Annotated in this window: 20 protein-coding genes; 12 read left to right on the top strand and 8 right to left on the bottom strand. The window is 68.1% G+C overall.

What is annotated here, in order from left to right; genetic code table 11:
• Positions 1–40: 40 nt before the first annotated feature.
• The 3 genes from ABCR94_RS28040 to ABCR94_RS28030 all read right to left on the bottom strand — a co-directional run bounded on the left by ABCR94_RS28040 (position 41) and on the right by ABCR94_RS28030 (position 4,226).
• Positions 41–1,567 (bottom strand): ATP-binding protein, encoded by a 1,527-nt coding sequence (locus tag ABCR94_RS28040; RefSeq protein WP_347122899.1) that lies wholly within the window; start codon positions 1,565–1,567, stop codon positions 41–43.
• Between the two features lie 47 nt (positions 1,568–1,614).
• Positions 1,615–3,498, bottom strand: coding sequence for a glycoside hydrolase family 15 protein (locus tag ABCR94_RS28035; protein ID WP_347122898.1), 1,884 nt, complete (start codon positions 3,496–3,498; stop codon positions 1,615–1,617).
• Positions 3,499–3,731: 233 nt separating this feature from the next.
• Positions 3,732–4,226, bottom strand: coding sequence for a DUF6415 family natural product biosynthesis protein (locus ABCR94_RS28030; RefSeq protein WP_347122896.1), 495 nt, complete (start codon positions 4,224–4,226; stop codon positions 3,732–3,734).
• 188 nt (positions 4,227–4,414) lie between these two features.
• On the opposite strand from ABCR94_RS28030, the gene ABCR94_RS28025 reads away from it, so the two are divergent.
• Complete coding sequence (locus tag ABCR94_RS28025) at positions 4,415–5,803, top strand: NsdA family TPR-like regulatory protein (protein WP_347122894.1); 1,389 nt, start codon at positions 4,415–4,417, stop codon at positions 5,801–5,803.
• 72 nt (positions 5,804–5,875) lie between these two features.
• Positions 5,876–6,358: an SAM-dependent methyltransferase gene (locus ABCR94_RS28020; RefSeq protein ID WP_347122892.1), complete on the top strand. Its 483-nt coding sequence runs from the start codon at positions 5,876–5,878 to the stop codon at positions 6,356–6,358.
• Between the two features lie 44 nt (positions 6,359–6,402).
• Here ABCR94_RS28020 and ABCR94_RS28015 read toward each other — a convergent pair whose 3' ends face one another.
• Together ABCR94_RS28015 and ABCR94_RS28010 are read right to left on the bottom strand one after the other, a co-directional pair.
• Entirely contained in the window at positions 6,403–6,837 is a 435-nt protein-coding gene (locus ABCR94_RS28015) for an ATP-binding protein (protein ID WP_347122890.1), read from the bottom strand.
• The gene (locus ABCR94_RS28010; RefSeq protein ID WP_347122888.1) at positions 6,837–7,373 is read right to left on the bottom strand and encodes an ATP-binding protein; all 537 of its coding nucleotides are present in this window, start codon (positions 7,371–7,373) and stop codon (positions 6,837–6,839) included. The genes ABCR94_RS28015 and ABCR94_RS28010 overlap by 1 nt, the downstream gene beginning before the upstream one ends.
• A gap of 237 nt (positions 7,374–7,610) precedes the next feature.
• Between ABCR94_RS28010 and ABCR94_RS28005 the strand changes: the two genes are divergently transcribed.
• Positions 7,611–8,990: an NsdA family TPR-like regulatory protein gene (locus ABCR94_RS28005; RefSeq protein ID WP_347122887.1), complete on the top strand. Its 1,380-nt coding sequence runs from the start codon at positions 7,611–7,613 to the stop codon at positions 8,988–8,990.
• 1 nt (position 8,991) lies between these two features.
• Here the strand turns inward: ABCR94_RS28005 and ABCR94_RS28000 are convergent, their stop codons facing one another.
• Positions 8,992–10,023 (bottom strand): NAD-dependent epimerase/dehydratase family protein, encoded by a 1,032-nt coding sequence (locus ABCR94_RS28000; protein WP_347122885.1) that lies wholly within the window; start codon positions 10,021–10,023, stop codon positions 8,992–8,994.
• Between the two features lie 904 nt (positions 10,024–10,927).
• Here ABCR94_RS28000 and ABCR94_RS27995 point away from each other — a divergent pair.
• The 9 genes from ABCR94_RS27995 to ABCR94_RS27955 all read left to right on the top strand — a co-directional run bounded on the left by ABCR94_RS27995 (position 10,928) and on the right by ABCR94_RS27955 (position 18,719).
• Complete coding sequence (locus ABCR94_RS27995; RefSeq protein ID WP_347122883.1) at positions 10,928–11,239, top strand: helix-turn-helix transcriptional regulator; 312 nt, start codon at positions 10,928–10,930, stop codon at positions 11,237–11,239.
• A gap of 8 nt (positions 11,240–11,247) precedes the next feature.
• Complete coding sequence (locus ABCR94_RS27990) at positions 11,248–12,564, top strand: tyrosine-type recombinase/integrase (protein ID WP_347122881.1); 1,317 nt, start codon at positions 11,248–11,250, stop codon at positions 12,562–12,564.
• Positions 12,565–12,642: 78 nt separating this feature from the next.
• Positions 12,643–13,494: a HipA family kinase gene (locus ABCR94_RS27985; RefSeq protein ID WP_347122880.1), complete on the top strand. Its 852-nt coding sequence runs from the start codon at positions 12,643–12,645 to the stop codon at positions 13,492–13,494.
• Complete coding sequence (locus ABCR94_RS27980) at positions 13,491–13,877, top strand: DUF3037 domain-containing protein (RefSeq protein WP_347122879.1); 387 nt, start codon at positions 13,491–13,493, stop codon at positions 13,875–13,877. Before ABCR94_RS27985 ends, ABCR94_RS27980 begins: the two co-directional genes overlap by 4 nt.
• A 176-nt stretch (positions 13,878–14,053) precedes the next feature.
• A complete protein-coding gene (fabG, locus tag ABCR94_RS27975; RefSeq protein WP_347122878.1) occupies positions 14,054–14,815 on the top strand; it encodes a 3-oxoacyl-ACP reductase FabG in 762 nt (253 codons plus the stop codon).
• 32 nt (positions 14,816–14,847) lie between these two features.
• Positions 14,848–15,627: an SDR family oxidoreductase gene (locus tag ABCR94_RS27970; RefSeq protein WP_347122876.1), complete on the top strand. Its 780-nt coding sequence runs from the start codon at positions 14,848–14,850 to the stop codon at positions 15,625–15,627.
• Between the two features lie 140 nt (positions 15,628–15,767).
• Entirely contained in the window at positions 15,768–17,348 is a 1,581-nt protein-coding gene (locus ABCR94_RS27965) for an ABC transporter substrate-binding protein (RefSeq protein WP_347122874.1), read from the top strand.
• Between the two features lie 123 nt (positions 17,349–17,471).
• Complete coding sequence (locus ABCR94_RS27960; protein ID WP_347122872.1) at positions 17,472–18,161, top strand: uracil-DNA glycosylase; 690 nt, start codon at positions 17,472–17,474, stop codon at positions 18,159–18,161.
• 84 nt (positions 18,162–18,245) lie between these two features.
• Positions 18,246–18,719 carry a hypothetical protein gene (locus ABCR94_RS27955; protein ID WP_347122870.1) on the top strand — a complete coding sequence of 158 codons (474 nt, stop codon included), beginning with the start codon at positions 18,246–18,248 and terminating at the stop codon, positions 18,717–18,719.
• Between the two features lie 110 nt (positions 18,720–18,829).
• On the opposite strand, the gene ABCR94_RS27950 is transcribed toward ABCR94_RS27955, so the two are convergent.
• The gene (locus ABCR94_RS27950; RefSeq protein ID WP_347122868.1) at positions 18,830–19,312 is read right to left on the bottom strand and encodes a hypothetical protein; all 483 of its coding nucleotides are present in this window, start codon (positions 19,310–19,312) and stop codon (positions 18,830–18,832) included.
• 73 nt (positions 19,313–19,385) lie between these two features.
• Positions 19,386–19,898 carry a DinB family protein gene (locus tag ABCR94_RS27945; protein ID WP_347122864.1) on the bottom strand — a complete coding sequence of 171 codons (513 nt, stop codon included), beginning with the start codon at positions 19,896–19,898 and terminating at the stop codon, positions 19,386–19,388.
• Positions 19,899–19,923: the final 25 nt, after the last annotated feature.

Genomic DNA, 19,923 nt, shown 5'->3' with positions numbered 1-19,923 from the left:
CGGATACGTGGCCACTGGGAAGGTGGGGGAGGGATGATCGTCAATGGCTGGGCAGGCTGGCCGAATCGGGGGGCGAGCTGGTGCTTCCTCCGGCCTGGATGCCGCTACGGAAGGCGCCTGCGAGTCCTGGCCTCGCCGCAGTCGCGGGGGCTTGCTCCCGCTCTCGTGGCGGGCGGAAGGAACCGGTCTGACGTGTACGCCGGGGAAGATCGGGCGCAGGAGCAGGGTGGCCCCCCTCCCCGGCTGACGGTGCTTCCGCGGCGATCGGGCGTCTGACCTGGCCTGCCGCCGCCTCGGCCATCGCGGCGTCCTGCCGGGGCGGCGGCGCGGAGGGGCGGGCTTCCCGGCGTCGGGCGCCCGCGTCACCGACGGGGGCAATCGCTACGAGGAGCCGTGCCGGAATGACCACCAGGGCCGTGGTGCCTCCCGTCACGTTCTCCTGTAGGAGAACGGACAGCCCATGCGACTGGGCGATCTTCGCGGCGACCAGCAAGCCGAGCTGTCCGGCTCGCACCTGGCCGCTGACGTCGACCTCGTCGGGGGCCTTGAGGAGACGGTTCATCTGTGCGCGGGTCTGCGGATGCATGGGGATGGCCCGGTCCTCTACCTCGACCGCCAGCCCGTTCGGTACCCGCTGCGCCCGCACCGTCACCTTCGTCACCGGATCGGAGCACTCGCAGGCGTTCTCGATCAGCTCGGCCAATAGGTGCGTCAGGTCCGGACCCACGTGTCCCGGAAGCCCCAGTTCCCCGCCCACGGAACCAGCCGCGACCACCACGCGCGGATACTGCACCACTTCGGAGATCGCACCGCGCAGCGTGGTCGTGACGGGAACCGGCCGCCTCACGCTGCGCAAGGACTGCCCGCCCAGCACCGCCGTGCTCTCCACCTGACGACGCATCCGCGTCACGAGGTGATCGATCTCGAAGATCTTCGACAGCAGCTCCGGGTCGTCGGTCAGCATCTCCAGCTGACTCAGTGCCTCCAGTGCCTTCCCGACCAGGGCGTGCTCGCGCATGGCTAGGCGGCGCAGCACTTCCAGAAGGACGATGGACTGGGACTCGTCGTGCACGCGTATCAGCGACGCTATGGCCTGCACCTGAAGTGCGCTCAATGCCTTGTCGATCTCGGCGGTCGCCCTGGCCAGTTGCGGCATCTGCATGTCCGGCAGCGGCGGCCGTGCCCCTCGGCACAGCTCGTCCGCCGACCACTGCACTGACTTCTCGACGGCCGCCGCAACCCCTGCGACCGCGGTCAGCTCCGTTGCCCGTCGGTCCTCCGCGGCTGCCTGCACGGCGCCAGCGGCCGTTCGCACTCCACGGGCCGCCACTAACGCGACGCCGATCAGCCCGCAGGCCAGGCCGACCAGGCTGGCCAAGAGCCAGCCGAGAGCGAGCGCGGCCGTCGACCAGGCGGCAAAGGCGGCGCCCAGCAGTGCCGCAAGAAGCAGCAGGGGCAGCACCACGGCACGACGGACACAGCGCACAGTGAAGGCATCGGTCTGTGGGGGCCGCCGTCGGCGGTGGCCGGTCACGGCCGGCCGGCTCGGGTACGCGCTGTCAGACATGGAAATCCTCGTCAGTGGGGAGGGCGGCGGCTAGGCGTGCTGCGACGTCAGGTCCTGGCAGGTCTGTCGCGACCTGAGTGATGGGGACCAGGACGCTGGAACGCGACCGCGCCTTGGTGAGGGGAGGACTGCGTGGACAGCAGGTGAAGGAGCCGGGCGCTTTGGATCAGGCCCATGTGGCTGAACGCCTGAGGGAAGTTCCCGAGCTGGCGCTGCTGGGCGGGGTCGTACTCCTCAGCGAGGAGTCCGAGGTCGTTGCGTAGCGCGAGAAGACGTTCGAACAGGGCATGGGCCTCATCCAGTCGGCCGGTCAGGGCCAGGGCGTCGACGAGCCAGAAGGAGCAGAGGATGAAGGCGCCTTCATCGCCCTTCAGGCCGTCCACTCCGGCGTGGTCGCCGATGGTCGGGTACCGGCGTACGAGCCCGTCCGGCGTGGACAGCTCCCGGCGTACCGCGTCCACGGTGCCGATGACGCGCGGGTCGTCGGGCGGAAGGAAGCCGACGCGGGGGATCAGCAGCGTGGCGGCGTCCAGCTCCGTCGAGCCGTAGGACTGGGTGAAGGTGTTGCGCTCCGGGTCGAAACCCTGGGTGCAGACCTCGTGGTGGATCGTCTCGCGCAGCTCGATCAGAGGGTTCAGGTCCATATCGAGGGCGCCAGCTTCGGCCAGGCGGATGGTGCGGTCGATGGCTACCCAGGCCATCACCTTGGAGTGCACGAAGTGCCGGCGTGCCCCGCGGATCTCCCAGATTCCCTCGTCGGGTTCCTGCCAGCGCTGGGCCAAGTGCTCGATGAGCCGCTGATGCAGGACCGCGGTGTCGGCGCAGTGGGCGACACCGCTCTGGTGCGCGAGGTACAGGGTCTCGATCACCTCGCCGTACACGTCGAGCTGCAGCTGGTCCGCCGCCCCGTTCCCGACCCGCACCGGGGCTGATCCCTCGTACCCCGGAAGCCAGGGCAGCTCCCGCTCCCGAAGGTCGCGCTCCCCGGTGATCCCGTACATGATCTGCAGGTTCTCCGGATCGCCGGCCACCGCACGCAGCAGCCATTGCCGCCATGCCTGGGCTTCCTGCCGGTAGCCGGTCCCCAGCAGCGCGGCCAGGGTGGTGGAGGCGTCGCGCAGCCAGGTGAAGCGGTAGTCCCAGTTCCGTCCGCCGCCGATCTCCTCGGGCAGCGACGTGGTCGGCGCCGCGACGATCCCGCCGCTCGGCCCGTAGGTCATCGCCTTCAGCGCGATCGAGGAACGCACCACGGGCTCGCGGTAGGGCCCGTCGTAGGTGCCTTCCTGCGTCCAGCCCTGCCAGAAGGCGAGCGTCTCGGTGAGCGCGGCCTCAGGGTTGGGAATGTCTGGCGCGGCTGCATGAGAGGGGCACCAACTGAGCACGAACGCCACGCTCTGCCCAGCGGCGACGGCGAAGGAACTGACGATGGCGCCGTCCTTCTCTGCTTGCCGGACGGAGGTGTCGAGCCACAGAGCGTCCGCGCCGGCCTCCGCGACCATGCGCCCCCCGACCTCGTGGATCCACGGGCTGACGCTGCCGTATCCCGGCCGCGGACGCAGAGCCGAGACCATCGGCACCGCACCGGTCATACCTTCGACGATCCGGATCACCTGGGGTGCCCCGTCGCGCGGCGGCATGAAGTCGAGTACCCGGACCGATCCGGTCGGGGTGCGCCAGACCGATTCGAGGACGAGCGAGTCCCTGCGGTATCGGCGCTCGGCGACCCCTCCGGCGTCGGATCGGCCGGCATGCGGTGTCGGGGCGATCTGCCAGGAGCCGTGTTTCTGGGTGCCGAGCAGGCCGGCGAAGACGGCCGGAGAATCGAAGCGGGGCAGGCACAGCCAGTCGATCGAGCCGTCGTCGCAGACGTGGGCGCTGGTCTGCATGTCGCCGATCAGGCCGTACTGCTCGATACGCGGAAGGCGAGTCATCGTATGGATCTCCGTAGACCCCGCGAACCGGGGCTGGCTTTGGGGCCGCCGCAGCGGCCGGGAATGGTTGATGAGGAAGGACTCTGTGATCACTTATGCGGGGGCGGTCGGTTCTGCCCCGGTGTGGAGTCCTCGTCCCCGAGAGCAGTGCGGCCGGTTGCTCGGCCACTGCGGAGAATCAGCTACGCCATCGGGCCGAAACCCACCGCGGTCAAAACAGCCGTCGGTGACGGTCATGCGCGGGGCACCGACGCGGCCAGAGCCAAGAGAGCGAAGGCGACAGCGAAGACCGAGGTGCACAGCACGATCAGCTGCGGCTTCCACCAACGCCGTCTCCGCGTCGGCTTCGCAGGGACAACGTGAGCTTGTACGGTCGCGACGAGTGCCTGGGTGGCCTCGGCCAGCTTGATCAGGTGCACCGTGCTGGGCATGTAGCCGTTGGGGACGCCCGCCGAAGCGAGCTGCTGCGCGCCGCGTAACGCGGGCGCTCCCGGCGTTACGACGAGCCCGAGTCGGCTGATGTGACCGCGCAGGCGTCGCGCGAGTTCCTCCACGTCGTCGGCGTTCTCTGGCAGCGGCGAGTCCTCGTCGAGCACGAGCGCCACCGTCTCTGCCGCAGCAACCGATTGATCCCGCGGGACATCGACCGGCTCCACGGGCAGGCGGCCCCGTCTGCCTCGGTCATCGCAGGGACAGGTTTCCCGATGCAGGACCAGCGCGAGACGCATGACATAACTCCTTTTGGATCAAGCCAAGTTGAGGGAGGTTCGCCGTGGAGTACCGACAGCCGACGTGCAGAGTGAGTGATCTGGCCGCTACGTTGAGCGAACCTTGAATCTCTGCCGAGGGGTATGCCTGCACGGCCGCCAAGGCCGCCAAAGGCGCCAAAGATCATTTCGTAACCGAGGGGCATTCCATGGCCCGTGAGCGAAACCTCGCCCTCGCCGCACTTTTGCGCGAAGCGGGCTGGTCCCAGCCTCAAGCAGCCGCCGCGGTGGCCCGTGTGGCTGCGGAGAGCGGTGTGCGCGAGTTGGAGGCCATCTCTCGCTCGCACATCTCCATGTGGGTTCTGGGCACGCAGCCCAGCGGAAGAGCGCGGCATATCCTGCGCGAGACGTTGTCCCGCAGGATCGGCCGCCACCTCGCCTTGGCTGAACTCGGGTTGGAAGAAGAGCCGACAGGCACGACTGACAGCGGTTCCGACTGGAGCGTCGACCCTTTGACCGTGCTGGCCGAGCTGGGAAGCGACGATCTGGACATGCACCGACGCAAGCTGCTGGCGACCGCCGCGTACTCCGCCGCCGGCCTCTCTTTGCCCACCGCCTCGTGGTGGGCTGCTGCGGCAGGGGCGGCAGCCAGGCGCACGGCAGTCTCGCCGCGGCTGGTGGCCCAGACCGACATCGACGACGTCCGCGACCTCACGAACTTCTACTCCGCGCGCGACCAGCAGCGCGGTGGAGCCTCTGGGCGCTCGGCCCTGGCCGGCCACCTTCGCGACGAAGCCGTGCCTCTGCTCGGCAGTCGATTTCGCACCCAACGGCACCGCCGGGACACGTACTCCGCTGTCGCGGAGATGACCTACCTCGCAGGCTGGATGGCCTTCGACGCCTCCGAGCATCGCACGGCCCAGCGCTACCTCACCCTCGCCGCCCGTATCGCAGCCGAAGCCGGAGACGGACCGCTCGGCGGCCACATCCTGCGCGCCCTCGCCCACCAAGCAGTGGACCTCGGGCACCCGCGCAGAGCACTCGCCCTGGCCGACGCGTCCATGTCCCGCGACCGCTATGGCCAGGCCAGTCAGCGTGAGAAGGCCCTGCTTGCGATCGTTCACGCCCGAGCGCTTGCGGCTGACGGCGACCGGCCCGGCACACTGGCGGCCATCAGCCGCGCGGAGCGGGACCTGGCCCGCGCCGACGACGACGATGCACCCGGCCGCGTGGAATTCTTCCAGGAAGCCTCCCTCGCCCACGAGACCGCCTGCGCCCTGCGCGACATGGGCCAGCCAATCGACGCGGAAATCCACTTCCGGCGCAGTGTTGCCACCCGCCGCAGGCAGCAATACCCCCGCACTCACAGCGTGACCCTCGGCTACCTCGGCGCCGTTCAGGTCCAGCAAGGCCGTCTCGATGAAGCATGTGCTACTTGGGGCCAGGCCCTCGACGCCATGGCTGGCGTCCAGTCCGGCCGCGCCCGCGACGTCATCGTTCGAATGCAGAGCGACCTCTCGCCCGTTCGACGACGCGGGGGTCGTCACGTCGCCGAACTGGACCGCCGGGCGCGGGAAATGCTGCGCACCATAGGCTGACCACAAGGCAGATCCGTAGGTCCGGGTGGTGGCTGCCGAACACGCGATTCCCTGGGAGAGGAACGAGCGCCGATGGCAACGTACGAGGTCGAGTCGATTGCAACGGTTGTCGGGGGCCACGCCCGCGTTCAGGACGACTATCAGGGCGGGGTCGAGTCGACTATCCGGCTGAACGACGACTTCCCGCTCGAAACGTTGCAGGGGATCGAGGCGTTCTCCCACCTGACGGTGACCTGGCGTTTTCACCTGGCACGACCCGAGGACATTCAGCTCCACGCGCGCAGCCCACGAGGAAACCCCATCTGGCCGGCGACCGGTACGTTTGTCCACCGCAACCACCGGCGCCCCAACCAACTGGCTATTAGCTACCCGAAGTTGCTGGGCGTCGAGGGCCGCGACCTTCTGGTGACGGACCTCGACGCGGTCGACGGAACGCCGGTGGTGGACCTGGCCCCGTACTTCCAGGAGATGGGGCCCAGAGGCGCCGTGCGCCAGCCGAGCTGGCCGGGCGAGATGCTTGCCACTTACTGGCTTGATGCGGCGGCGCGGCCGTAGCTCGACTTCCCGCAATGCCGTGATGGTGGTGTTCGCGTGGGCAGTCACCGGGGCCTGCCCTCAGGGACGTGGAACGTGCACCATGTTGTCCGACCGTCCGTGCTGGCTCCCCACCCTCCGGAGAGGGCCTCTACGAGGACCAAGCCGCGCCCCGATGTGGCGTCAGCACTAGCCGGACGCATGGCCGGCGGCACTGGGCTGCCGTCGCTGACTTCGACAAAGATCTCGGCTTCGAGGCACCGAACACGCAACGAGACGTCTCCCGAGCCGTGAGTTACACCGTTAGTGACCAGCTCGGAGATACAGAGCACCACGCTCCCCGCCAAAGTCTCGGGAACCTCGCATAGCCGCAGGAAGACGCCGCTGACGTGACGGGAGCGGCCGACGCTGATCGGTTCCGGGGCGAAGCACGACTCGAAGGCGGCGGGCCCGGCGTACCGCACGATTTCCTGGGGCGGCGCCTGCTGCCCGGACACCATCACGCACTCCGCTCGGTGGTGAGGATGGTGCACCAGGTGCACGTGCCGTCTTCGCTGACGCCCCACGTATCGGCGATGCTGACAACGAGAAGCAGGCCGCGCCCGTCCTCGCCGAGCGAGCCGGACTGCCGAACCAGCGGGCGCTTCGGGGAACCGTCCTGCACTTCGATGCGTACGTGTTTCAAGGTGCGGTAAAGACGAAACTTCACCTCAGGCCCATGGCCGTGCTCGAAGGCGTTGTTAATCAACTCGGTTAAGGCGAGGGTGACATCGTCTGTGAGGCAGTCCAGCCCCCAGTGCCTCAGCTTGGCCCGTCCCAGGCGACGCATTCGGCCGGGCCACACTCTGTCCTCGTCGGCAAATTCGCCCGGAGCGGTCCAATGGTGCCGGGGCATGGAGACATCCACCTGATCCAGCACCTCGCACCGCGGACTCGGAGAGAGGCCGCCCGGACGCTGCTGTATCGAGGCCGGGAATTCTGTGAGCGAGCGGAAAGCCGGTGCAGGGGCGAAGGCCGAGACGCGCTGGATGTCCATGCTGCTCTGTCCCTTCGGGAGCTGACTTCTATGCCGTGCCAGTCAGCCGCGTATCGACGCCTTAACGGAGGGTGATCAGCGTCCTGCTCTCTGCGCTGGCGCACCATCCCGCGGAGGTCTCACCTCAACACCCGCTCGATGAGCGGCATATCGCCGAGGTGTCACCTCCGTGCCATGTCGGCTCAGGGCGTTACCCGGCATGCTGGAGGGGCAATATTTAGCGGTAGCAGGCACGCATTGGCTGCCCTGGTGCCCGAGCGTTCGGAGGCAGAAGTGAGATCGATTTACGCGCGGACGCTGCTTCAGTCGTTGGTGCTCCAGCAAGGCTGGACGTACGAGGTCTTCCGCAACGAGTACGAAAAGGCGGCAAGCAGCCTCGAAGGCCGACCGGGAGTTTCTTACGCGACCGCATCAGTGTCGGAGGCGACATTCCGGCGCTGGACGAGCGGGATCATCCAGGGCTTACCGGCGCAGCCAGCCCCTCAGGTTCTGACACTGATGTTCGGGCACCCGGCGATGGAGCTTCTGGCGCCGTTGCCGGAGGGTTCGCAACTGACGGCCGCTCCACCACTGCCCGTGCTCGACGAAAGTGACATTGCAATGACCGCTCGGGACGCTGCGGCGCACGCTGGTGACGCCGCATCCCACACCCTGCCCGACATGAGCCTTGATCAGCTGGATGACGACGTGTGCGCCCTGGCGGTCGCCTACGGCCGCACCGCACCACTGGAGGTATACCGCCGGGCAAAGGACCTGCTGACGCTCGCGCAGGCGATGCTGGACCGTACTCAGATCCCGCGCCAGCGCACCCGGGCCTTCCTCGCGGCCGGCCAGGTGGCGTCCCTGCTTTCCGCGGTGTCCTTCGATCTCGGCATCGTTTCCAGCGCGACTCAGTTCGCCCGCACCTCTGCCCTATACGGGCAGGTCATCGAGCATGGGCCGCTCCAGGCGTACGCCCACGGCACGCTTGCGTTCCTGGCCTACTGGGGCGGGCGGCCCCGCGAGGCCGCACGCCTGGTCCGCACAGCACAGGCATTCGGAGGGCTCGGCGACACGGCGCATATCCGGCTGGCGGTCATCGAGGGCCGCGCCTATGGGCACTTGAACGATGAGGCACAGGCGAACCGCGCGATCCGTGTCGCTCTGGAAACGGACACCGGTACGCGCGATGAGCTACACGACGATATCGCTGGCGAGTTCGGATTCACCACAGACCGTCTCCACATGAGTAACGCCACCACCCATCTCCTGCTGAAAGATGGACGGGCCGCAGAAGAGGCAGCCACCCACGCGCTACAGATCTTGCACGGGCGCGCGGCTGAGGCACGGCCGGTGCTGATCACCTCGCAAGCCTCTGCTGATCTCGCTACCGCCCGACTCTTGCGCGGGGAGATCGAGGGCGCTGAGGAAGCGCTGGAGCCGGTCTTCCAGGTGCCCTCGGAGTGGCGGGCGGTCGGCATGATCGAGCGGGTGACGGCTGCCCGGCGATCGCTCACGCATCAGCAGTTCAGCGGCATTCCCGCAGCCCGCCAATTGGCCGAGCGTATCGAGGACTTCTGCTCGATCACCATGGCCCGCCCGCTCGCCTCGGGCGGACAACTGGCGATCGACCCGTAGGTCAGGCACCGACCATGGCGAGGATGCGTGCCTCCTTTTCGGCATCCATCCCGTGCTCGGCCCACCGCTCGTGTTTCACCGGGACGTTCCCGTTCTCCAGCCACCGCCAAGTATCGGCGACGGTCTGGGCGAGCGGCCTGCAGCGCAACCCCGCCCTGTGCGCCACCGATGAGTCGACGCGCCACACCCCCTCGTGGGTGCGCCACAGAGGAAGCTCGGTCCACTGCTCGACCCCCTGCTCGATGAGGAGATCGTCGGGTGCCCAGACCAGCTCTCCGGTGGCACCTGTCGTTTCCAGGCAGGCATGCAGCAGGCCGCCCATGGTCTCCACGCCCAGCGGGGCAGTCACATTGAACGCCCCGCCCTTGCCGGTTTCGGCTTGGTCCAGGGCGAAGGTCGCGGCGTCGCGGACATCGACGGGCTGAATGCTCTTGTCCTGGTCTCCTGGGGCCAGGATCTTCCCTCCGCGGGCAATCCGGGTCAGCCATTTAGGGAGCCGTCCGACGTACTCGCCGGGGCCGAGGATGACGCCCGGCCGCAGGATCGTGGACCGATCCTCACCAAAGGACTCCAGGACAGCCCGCTCCGCACCGGCTTTCTGCCGGCCGTAGTACCAGTCCGGACCATCCCAGCCGTCAGGGAGTTTGCCGAAGTCGGCATCCGCGTCGGACGGGGCATCCAGCAGGTCCGACGCTTCCGACAGCGGCAAGTTGGGCCAGTCTCGATAGGCGTTCACCGTCGAGATAGCCACGTAGCGTCCCGCAACGGACTCAAGATGCCTGCTTCCCGCGAGTACGTCCCGAGGTGCGAGAGCTGACGCAGAGGTATCGATAACGGCGTCCCATGGACCGCCTTCCGCCAGACGGCCGAGATCCGCATCGCATGTCCGGTCGCCTCGTATGTTGTCGACGCCCGGTGCGTCGATGCCGGAAATCCCTCGGTTGAAGGTCGCAACATCCCAGCCGCGCGCCTGCGCGCCCTCGACAACGGCCTTACCGAGAAACCACGTTCCGCCTAGTACCAAAATCTTCATGGGCTGATCCTGCTCGCCCTCCGGGCATCTGCGCCACCCCAGCGGCGCGCGATACACGAGGCGGGCAACACTGCCCCGGCCTTGTTCGATCTCGCCATCCTTGCCGGGCAGGACCCGGGCAGGAGGATGGCCGGCGGCAGTTCCCCGCCGGTCGTCGGCGGCATTCGCCTACGGCAGAAGAGAAAGAGTCTCAAAGGACTGGAAACCTCCGCCGGAAGCATGTCAACGTACAACGTCCCCGCGAACATCGGGTCAGCCGGTGCGAGAACGCCATTGTGGCATTTACTCAGGAGGCCCGTCCTGTCGGATTCCGCTATTCGATCCGCCCGCTTCACTTCCCCTGTCCTCTTTGCGCTTGGCGCTTGGCGCATTGAATGCTTGGTCCGGGCAGACAGCTGATGACTACGGCGCCGTGTCCACCGGGCTGTGCGTTTGCGCGGCTGGGCTTTTTGGTGAGGACCTACTGCAACGCAGCTATCCGCGACCGGGCCGTGCTCGCGCACGTTGCAGCGCACCCCGAAGTTGCAACTCGGCATGTGGCTTGTGCCATTGAGGCTCCGGAGCGTGTTGTAGCGCGAAGCCTTGACCGCCTCGCTGACGACGGTCTGCTGGTAGTCGTCACGGACGGCGCGACCCCAGCGCTGCGTTCATACCGGCTGGCAACCTGACCGAGGCCAGCACGGAAGTCGGCGGAATCGGCCGATACGGCGCGCAACATAGACCACGATCGCCGGTTAGCCAAACCGGCGATCGTGGTGACCATCAAGGGTGTTCGCAATCGGCTGTGCTTGGCGGTGGAGCCGTAGCGGACGCAGGGCGGTACTGCGAAGTCGAGAGGAGCACGGAGCAGTCCTGGTCTGCGCGCCCGTCTGGCCTTCGCAGCTCACAGAGATCGATTCATCTAATGCCTACGCAACCACTACGTGCCCCTTCCATCGATGCATTCAGCGATCGCGTTGCGCGCACAGCTTTTCTGTCAGTCAAGGGGGCTGCCGAATACCTTGGCCTTTCGCCCCACACGCTCTACGTATGGCGGCACCGGCGGCAGGGGCCGCCGAGTTTCCGTATGGGAACTCGCGGGCGCGTTATGTACCGGAGGGAAGTACTCGATGCCTGGATCTGCGAACAGGAGCAGGCCGACTCGCGCTCGAACCCGAGCTTGAGTCCTCTGGCTGCTACCTCGCAGCACCGGCCCAGGCGCAACTACGGCGCCTGAAACGCCAGGTGTTGCAGACGTCCTTCGCCCAACAAGCATATGAGGAGAGTCACCTGCCCGGCTACATAGAAGACCGCTGGATCAAGAAGAAGAAGGACCCGGCCACCGGGAGGAGGGAAAGAACCGCTCGCTACGGGCAGGGAAAGCGATACAAGGTCGCCGGCATACCCGGCATCCGTGACCATTCCTTCGAGATTTTCGAGGACGCCAAAGCATGGCTTCGCCGGTCTGCCACGGACGAGGAGCGCGGGGAGTTCGTGGACCCGCGCGACGGATCCATCACACTGGCCGACTACATCGCACTGCACTGGGCGCCGGGCAGAGGTGGCGCTCCGAAGACCCAGCAGAACCAGGAGCGGAGAGCGCGGCTCCATATCGTCCCGCATCTGGGCCAACTGCCGCTCAGGAGCATCACGGCGGCAGAGTTGCGTGCGCACATCGCGACCTTGGAAGCCACCGTCGCCTCTATCGACTACAGGCGCGGCATCCTGTCGGAGCTGTCGAGCATCCTGGAGGCGGCCGTTGATGACAAGCGGCTCGCCAGCAACCCGATGCGTGCGAAGTCCGTGCGGTGGCCCAGGGCGTCGCGGGAACGTCGAGAGGCGTGGCCGCTGGCTACGGCGCTCCGGGTCCGAGATGTGATCAGCCCGCGGAACCGGGTAGCTGTCGTGCTCGGTCTGGGGTGCGGTCTTCGCCAGGGCGAAGTGTTCGGGCTGAGCCCGGAAGACATCGACTACGCGAGGGGCGTGCTCCATGTCCGCCGCCAGGTTCAGTCGGTCAGCGGGAAGTTGTACTTCGCCCTGCCGAAAGGCGCGAAGACGCGCACTGTTGACATGCCCCCTTCGGTGGCTGAAGAAGTGAAGCGCCACGGCAGGGAGTTTCCGCCGGTGGAGGTGGAGCTTCCGTGGGAGAGGCCGGGACCGGACAGGGCGACAAAGAAGTTCTCCCTCATGCTCACCACGCGCTTCAGCAACGCCATCTCCGTGAACACGTGGAACACGCACGCCTGGAAGCCGGCGCTCGCCGCCGCTGACGTCATCCCACCGCGCGCCAAGGGCGCGAAGCCGTGGCAGTGGGCAGCGGCGCCGAAGGACGGTTTCCATGTACTGCGTCACACCTACGCCTCGATCCTGCTGGAGTCGGGAGAGTCGGTGGTGACGTTGGCGCAGTGGCTCGGGCACTCTTCACCGACCATCACGCTCGGTTACTATGCTCACTTCATGCCCGAGGCCGGGAGTAAGGGGCGCGCGGCGCTCGATGGGCTGATCGGGCAGGGAGAGGTTCGGAGGGTCAGTCTAAACTCCCCGGATTCTCCCCAGGGCTGATGAGGCCGTTTCGTCGGCTTGTGTGCGCTTGGAGCTAGTTGTGGATTGCAAGGCTGGAGAATCGGATGGCCTGGGAAAATGCTAAATGAGGTGACTGCGACCCGCTATGTCACGCCCTTGCGTGAGGGTGGCTCGCTCCCGGGGATCGTCGAGGCCGACGATCTCGGTACGTACGTCATGAAGTTCACCGGCGCGGGACAGGGTCGCAAGACCCTGGTCGCCGGAGTCATCTGCGGCGAACTGGGCCGCCGGCTCGGCCTTCGCGTGCCGCGGCTGGTGACGATGCAGCTCGACCCGGTCATCGGGCTCGGCGAGCCCGACCAGGAGGTCCAGGAGCTGCTCAAGGCGAGCGGCGGGCTGAACCTCGGGATGGACTACCTGCCGGGCTCGATCGGGTTCGACCCGCTCGCGTACGAGGTGGACCCTGCCGAGGCCGGCCGGGTGGTCTGGTTCGACGCGCTGATCAACAACGTCGACCGCTCCTGGCGCAACCCCAACATGCTCGTGTGGCACGGGGACCCGTGGCTCATCGACCACGGCGCCACCATGATCTGGCACCACAACTGGCCGGGCGCGCAGGCCTCGGCCGCCAAGCCGTACAACGCCTCGGACCACGTACTGGCCCCGTTCCGGCCGGACATCGCCGCGGCCGCCGCCGAGCTGGCGCCGCTGGTCACCCAGGCGCTGCTGACCGAGGTCGCCGCCGATGTGCCCGGCGAGTGGCTGGTGGACGAGCCCGGCTTTGACACCACCGACGCGCTGCGCCGCGCGTATGTCGAGGCGCTGCTGTCGCGTGCCGCGACGATCCACGAGCGGATCTCGCTCGACGCGCCCGCCAAGGACCGGCCCTCGCAGGCGCCGGGCTGGCTGACCGACCGCCTCGCGCCGTGGCCGCACCCGACGAAGAAGCACAAGGACGGCGACAAGTGAGCCAGCGGCGCGATGTTTTCGAGTACGCGGTGCTGCGCGTGGTGCCGCGCGTGGAGCGCGGCGAGATGTTCAACGCGGGTGTGCTGGTCTACTGCCGGGCCAAGTCGTTCGTCGCGGCCAGGACACATCTGGACGAGGCGAAGCTGAATGCCCTGGACCCGCGGGCGGACGTCGCGGGCGTACGGGCCGCCCTGCGCGCCGTCGAAGGCGTCTGCGGGGGCGGTGACGCGGCCGGGCAGGCGGCGGGCGACGACGCGGGGCGGCGCTTCCGCTGGCTGATCGCGCCGCGCAGTACCGTCGTACAGCCGGGGCCCGTACACACCGGGCTCACGGCGGATCCGCAGGCCGAGATCGAGCGCCTGCTGGATCTGCTCGTGCGCTGATCGGGTGCCGTGCGACGGCGCCGTCCGGATGTGACGTGCGCTGCTGAATCCCGGGCCGTTGACACCGCGTGCCATGGCTTCTAGCGTCACATCTGCTGAAGACTAAGCGGTTGCTCAGCGATCGGGGTGTCCCGGTCGACTCGGCTGAGCCGCACCCAAGGGCGAGGAGAACCAGCATGTCCACCACCGAGCAGCGCGTCGCGATCGTGACCGGGGCGGCGCGCGGCATTGGCGCCGCCACCGCGGTACGTCTTGCGGCGGAGGGCCGCGCCGTCGCCGTACTCGACCTCGACGAGGCGGCCTGCAAGGGCACCGTCGAGAAGATCACCGCGGCGGGCGGCACCGCCATCGCCGTCGGCTGCGACGTCTCCGACAGCGCCCAGGTGGAGGCCGCCGTGGCGCGCGTCGCCACGGAGCTCGGCGCGCCGACGATCCTCGTGAACAACGCGGGCGTGCTCCGCGACAACCTGCTCTTCAAGATGAGCGAGCTGGACTGGGACACCGTGATGAACGTGCACCTCAAGGGCGCGTTCCTGATGGCCAAGGCCTGTCAGAAGCACATGGTTGACGCGAAGTTCGGCCGTATCGTCAGCCTGTCCTCCAGCTCGGCGCTCGGCAATCGCGGCCAGGCGAACTACTCCGCGGTTAAGGCCGGTCTGCAGGGCTTCACCAAGACCCTCGCCAAGGAGCTCGGCAAGTTCGGCGTCACCGCCAACGCCGTCGCCCCCGGTTTCATCGTCACCGAGATGACCGCCCAGACCGCCGAGCGCGTGGGCATGGGCTTCGAGGACTTCCAGGCCGCGGCCGCCACCCAGATCCCGGTGCAGCGCGTCGGCGCGCCGGACGACATCGCGAACGCCATCGCCTTCTTCACCGGCGACGCCGCGGGCTTTGTCTCCGGCCAGGTCATGTATGTGGCCGGCGGCCCGCTCAACTGACGTGCGGGACCGACGACGTGAGGGACTGAATCATGACCACTGAGGCAACTGGGGCCCCCGAGGCCCAGGACAGCGGCAAGGTCGCGCTGATCACGGGCGCGAGCCGCGGTATCGGTTACGGCATCGCGGCGGCGCTCGTCGCCCGCGGCGACCGGGTGTGCATCACCGGGCGCAATGAGGACACGCTCAAGGAGGCCGTGGACAAGCTCGGCGCCGACCGGGTGATCGGTGTTCCGGGCAAGGCCCACGACGAGGCGCATCAGGCGTACGCCGTCGAGCGCGCCATGGAGGCATTCGGCCGCGTCGACTTCCTGATCAACAACGCGGGTACGAATCCGGTCTTCGGCCCGATGGCGGAGCTTGATCTCAATGTCGCCCGCAAGGTCTACGAGACCAACGTCATTTCGGCGCTCGGATTCGCGCAGCAGACGTGGCGGGCCTGGCAGAAGGACAATGGCGGGGCGATCGTCAATATCGCCTCGGTCGCTGCCGTCTCCGCATCGCCCTTCATCGGTGCGTACGGCATGAGCAAGGCGGCCATGGTCAATCTGACTCTTCAGCTGGCGCACGAGTTCGCGCCGGGTGTCCGGGTCAATGCGATCGCGCCCGCAGTGGTCAAGACCAAATTCGCCCAGGCACTTTACGAGGGCCGCGAGGCGGAGGCAGCCGCCGCTTATCCGTTGGGGCGGCTCGGTGTTCCCGAGGACATCGGAGGGGCCGCCGCCTTCCTCACTTCGGACCAGTCGGACTGGATCACCGGGCAGACGCTCGTCGTCGACGGCGGCATTTTCCTCAATGCGGGTGTGGGCTGAGCAAATTTAATCCGGAGTTACGCCGGATTTAAGCCGGAATTACTCTGGATAGACCTAAGTGCCCTGTCGGATCTGTCCGTTGACCCGACAGGGCGCTGCGGTATGGTCTGCCGACCCATGGCCGATCGAGGAGCGTGCACGTGTTCAACCGGACCAGACGTCTGCAGTCACTTGCAGCCCTTGCGTCCATATCCCTGCTGAGTGGATGCGGGGTGCTTTCGAGTGACACGTCCGATTCGGGGCAAAAGCTCGCTGTCGGCACGACGAGCACACCGAGCACCCTTGATCCGGCCGGCGCGTGGGACGGGTCCTGGGAGCTCTACCGCAACGTCTTCCAGACGCTGGTGAGCTACCCGAACGGGAGCGCCACGCCGGAGCCCGACGCGGCAGAGAAGTGCGTCTTCGCGGACAGCTCGAACCAGGTCTACACGTGCACGCTCCGTCGCGGCCTCACGTTCTCCGACGGGACCGAGCTCGATGCCGCGGCCGTCAAGTACTCGATCGACCGCATCCTCACGATCGATGCGCCGGGAGGCCCGGCCGGGCTTCTGACCAGCCTGGACAAGGTGGAGACGAGCGGCGATCGCAAGATCACGTTCCGGCTGAACAAGCCCGACGCGACCTTCCCGTTCGTCCTCGCCACGCCCGCGATGTCCCTGGTGAGCCCCGCGGACTATCCGAAGGGCAAGCTCCGCCCGGGCAACGCGCTGACCGGCTCCGGGCCGTACAACCTGCAGACGTACTCGCCGGACTCGGCCGCCGAGCTGGTGCGGAACGTGAAGTACAAGGGCTTCGCCGAGCGCAAGAACGACGGCGTCACCATCCGGTACTTCAAGGACTCCGACGCGATGGTGACCGCCCTGAAGACGGGGGAGATCGACGCGACGTTCCGCGGTCTGACCGCGGAGCAGATCGTCGACCTGGAGGGGCAGCCGAAGGAAGAGGAGCTCCAGGTCGTCGAGGCGGTCGGCGCCGAGATCCGCTATCTGGTGTTCAACCCCAAGGACCCGGCCGCCCGGAATCCCGCGGTCCGGCGGGCCATCGCGCAGGTCGTCGACCGCGGCGCGCTGGTCGACAAGGTCTACCAGGGCACCGCCGAGCCGCTCTATTCGATGGTCCCCAGCGGCGTCGCCGGACACACGACCAGCTTCTTCGACGCCTACGGCGAGCCGAGTGTGCCCAAGGCGCAGGACATTCTCGAAGCGGCGGGCATCACCGAGCCCGTCCCGCTGACCTTCTGGTTCACGTCGGACCGGTACGGGTCGTCCACCGCGAAGGAATTCGCCGAGCTGAAGCGGCAGCTGGACGCGTCCGGGCTGTTCCGGATCACGCTCAAGGACCGCCCCTGGAATGCGTTCCAGACGGGCTACCAGAAGGGCGAGTTCCCGGTCTTCGGCCGCGGCTGGGCGCCCGACTTCCCGGACCCGGACAACTTTGTCGCGCCCTTCGTCGGCGAGAAGAACGCCGTCGGTACGCCGTACGACACCCCCGAGATCACGGCCAGCCTGTTGCCGCAGTCACGCCGTGAGAGTGACCGTGCCGCGGTGGCCAAGCAGTTCGAACGGGCCCAGGAGATCCTGCTCAAGGATGTCCGGCTGCTGCCGCTGTGGCAGGGCAAGCTGTATGTCGCCGCGTCCGACGACATCGCGGGTACGGAGCGTGCCCTGGACCCGCAGACGATCATGCAGGTGTGGCAGCTGCACCGTAAGACCAGCTGGTAGGGCGGAGAGCGGCCGGTGCGGCGGGACACCCGCCGGCCGGGCGGAGCCGCCGGTAGGGGGCGCTGTCAGTGGCCGCAGGTAGGTTCGTGGTCGAGAACTGATCACTTACCGGAGGTTGTTGACGTGACCGACACCGACATGCTGCCCGAGTCCTGGCGCGGCGTCCTCGGCGAAGAGCTGCGCAAGCCCTACTTCGAGCAGCTCACCGACTTCGTCGAGCAGGAGCGGGCGAACGGGCCGGTGTACCCGCCGCGCGATGAGGTCTTCGCCGCGCTCGACGCCACGCCCTACGACCGGGTGAAGGTGCTGATCCTCGGGCAGGACCCGTACCACGGCGAGGGGCAGGGCCACGGCCTGTGCTTCTCGGTGCGGCCGGGTGTCAAGGTGCCGCCGTCCCTGCGGAACATCTACAAGGAGATGCACGCGGAGCTGGACACCCCGATCCCGGACAACGGCTATCTGATGCCGTGGGCCGAGCAGGGTGTCCTGCTGCTCAACGCCGTGCTGACGGTGCGGTCGGGCGAAGCCAACTCGCACAAGGGCAAGGGGTGGGAGAAGGTCACGGACGCGGTGATCCGTGCCGTGGCCTCGCGCCCCGACCCGGCGGTGTTCGTGCTGTGGGGGAACTACGCGCAGAAGAAGCTCTCGCTGATCGACGAGGAGCGGCACATCGTGGTGAAGGGCGCGCATCCCTCGCCGCTGTCCGCGAAGAAGTTCTTCGGGTCCCGCCCGTTCACACAGATCAACGAGGCGGTCGCGGCACAGGGCCACCAGCCGATCGACTGGACCGTCCCGAACCTGGGCCGGTCCTGAGCCGGATTGTCAGTGCCGGGGGCTAGCGTCGAGATCATCGGAGTTGGCCTTGCGCGATGTGCGGTGACAGAGGAGAACGCGGCGATGGAGCAGCAGGAGACGTCGGAAGATGCCACGATGACGCGGATCGGCCAGGCGGTCATGCTTCTCCACGCCGGTGACCGCGAGGAGGCCCGCAATCGCTTCGGGGTCCTGTGGTCGGAGCTGGGGGAGGACGGCGACGCGTTCCACCGGTGCACGCTCGCGCACTACATGGCGGACACCCAGGACGACCCCGGCGATGAACTGGCCTGGGACCTCAGGGCGCTGGCCGCCGCCGACGGCCTGAGCGACGAGCGGGTCGCCCGGCACGACCCCTCGGTCGCGGTGCGCGGTTTCTACCCCTCGCTCCATGTCAACCTGGCGGCCGACTATCTGAAGCTGCACCGCCCCGAAGCCGCGCGCACCCATCTCGACCGGGCGCGGGCGGCGTCCGACGCCCTGGGGGACGACGGATACGGGGACGGTGTCCGGGCCGCGATCGAGCGTCTCGGCCGGAGGCTCGCGGACGGGGAGTGAGGTGGGCGCGCGGCGGGGCGGGGGCATCCCGGTGGGGTGCCGGCCGGATCCCGGTGGTGGAGCGGTCGCCGGTCAAGGAGGCGGCCGGTCGGCGCGGGCCGGCGCCCGGGTCAACGCCCGTACGTCTCGCGGCAAATGCGGGTCTCGGGGCTGTCCGGCCGCCAGCCGCCGTAGCCCTCGCCGAGCGCGCACACGTCCGCCCCTGTGCCGGCGACCGCCCCCGCGGGCACGGGTACGGGTACGGGCAGGGACGGCAGGATGCGCGGCGGACGATCGGCGGCCTTCGGGGGCGCCGCCGGTGCGGCCGGCGCCTGCCGGGGAGGCGCGGGCGCCGGCCGCACCGCGGCGGTCCGGCGCGGTTCCTCGCGTACGGCGCCGCCGCCCGGGGGTGCCGGCGCGGGCGACGGCGGCAGTACGGCGTCCAGCGCCTCCCGCGCCGGTGCCTGCACGATCTGCGGCTGTACGTCCTGGGAGAGCCGCGGCGGCTCGGTCGGCGGTGCGTGGGCGGGCCGCGGCTGGACCGCCACGCAACCGGAGACGGCCGAGACCACCACCCCCACCAGGATCAGCGCTGAGGTTTTCGTTCGGTGCATCCGCGCAACTTTGCTGGGCGCGAGGCCGTTTGGGGAGATCGCGAGCGGATTTTGGCCCGCACGAGTGACGCCGTTACTCGCCTGTCATACCGTCGACGCGCTGACGGATGAGGTCGGCGTGGCCGTTGTGCCGCGCGTACTCCTCGATCATGTGGGTGTAGATCCAGCGGAGGTTGAAGGTCTCCCCGCTGCGGTGCTTCCCCTCGGCCAGGTCGTCGAGCGAGCGGCCCGCCACGACCCCGCGGGCGTGCGCGATCTCGGCCTGCCAGCGGGTGTTCGCCTCCTCCCAGGTGTCCGCATCGGTGAGGTGGAAATCCGCGTCGGGGTCCTCATCGGTGTAGTAGAGCGCGGGCGCCTCCTCGCCGGCCAGCGTCCGGCGGAACCAGCCCCGCTCGACCTCTGCCATGTGCCGTACGAGACCGAGCAGCGAGAGTTCGGAGGGCGGGACTGCCACCTGGCGCAGCTGTGCGTCGTCCAGTCCGGAACACTTCCAGGCGAGCGTCTCGCGATGATGGTCCAGCCAGCCGTCCAGCATGCTGCGTTCGTCGGCTGTGGTGGAGGGCTCGGTGCGCTTGGGTGTAGTCATGGCGGACATCATCACGTACGGATCA

It is taken from the genome of Streptomyces changchenzhani, assembly GCF_039766235.1.
In the GTDB taxonomy this organism is placed as follows: domain Bacteria; phylum Actinomycetota; class Actinomycetes; order Streptomycetales; family Streptomycetaceae; genus Streptomyces.
This window is presented reverse-complemented; position numbering and strand designations above follow the sequence as displayed.

What these genes read in the sequence shown, in the direction of transcription:
- ABCR94_RS28030 (WP_347122896.1), bottom strand. Translation starts at nt 4,226, where the DNA reads ATGCGTCTCGCGCTGGTCCTGCATCGGGAAACCTGTCCCTGCGATGAC.
- ABCR94_RS27985 (WP_347122880.1), top strand. Translation starts at nt 12,643, where the DNA reads ATGCTAAATGAGGTGACTGCGACCCGCTATGTCACGCCCTTGCGTGAG.
- ABCR94_RS28015 (WP_347122890.1), bottom strand. Translation starts at nt 6,837, where the DNA reads ATGGTGTCCGGGCAGCAGGCGCCGCCCCAGGAAATCGTGCGGTACGCC.
- ABCR94_RS27970 (WP_347122876.1), top strand. Translation starts at nt 14,848, where the DNA reads ATGACCACTGAGGCAACTGGGGCCCCCGAGGCCCAGGACAGCGGCAAG.
- fabG (WP_347122878.1), top strand. Translation starts at nt 14,054, where the DNA reads ATGTCCACCACCGAGCAGCGCGTCGCGATCGTGACCGGGGCGGCGCGC.
- ABCR94_RS27950 (WP_347122868.1), bottom strand. Translation starts at nt 19,312, where the DNA reads ATGCACCGAACGAAAACCTCAGCGCTGATCCTGGTGGGGGTGGTGGTC.
- ABCR94_RS28010 (WP_347122888.1), bottom strand. Translation starts at nt 7,373, where the DNA reads ATGGACATCCAGCGCGTCTCGGCCTTCGCCCCTGCACCGGCTTTCCGC.
- ABCR94_RS28025 (WP_347122894.1), top strand. Translation starts at nt 4,415, where the DNA reads ATGGCCCGTGAGCGAAACCTCGCCCTCGCCGCACTTTTGCGCGAAGCG.
- ABCR94_RS28020 (WP_347122892.1), top strand. Translation starts at nt 5,876, where the DNA reads ATGGCAACGTACGAGGTCGAGTCGATTGCAACGGTTGTCGGGGGCCAC.
- ABCR94_RS28040 (WP_347122899.1), bottom strand. Translation starts at nt 1,567, where the DNA reads ATGTCTGACAGCGCGTACCCGAGCCGGCCGGCCGTGACCGGCCACCGC.
- ABCR94_RS27945 (WP_347122864.1), bottom strand. Translation starts at nt 19,898, where the DNA reads ATGACTACACCCAAGCGCACCGAGCCCTCCACCACAGCCGACGAACGC.
- ABCR94_RS28035 (WP_347122898.1), bottom strand. Translation starts at nt 3,498, where the DNA reads ATGACTCGCCTTCCGCGTATCGAGCAGTACGGCCTGATCGGCGACATG.
- ABCR94_RS27955 (WP_347122870.1), top strand. Translation starts at nt 18,246, where the DNA reads ATGGAGCAGCAGGAGACGTCGGAAGATGCCACGATGACGCGGATCGGC.
- ABCR94_RS27995 (WP_347122883.1), top strand. Translation starts at nt 10,928, where the DNA reads ATGCCTACGCAACCACTACGTGCCCCTTCCATCGATGCATTCAGCGAT.
- ABCR94_RS28000 (WP_347122885.1), bottom strand. Translation starts at nt 10,023, where the DNA reads ATGAAGATTTTGGTACTAGGCGGAACGTGGTTTCTCGGTAAGGCCGTT.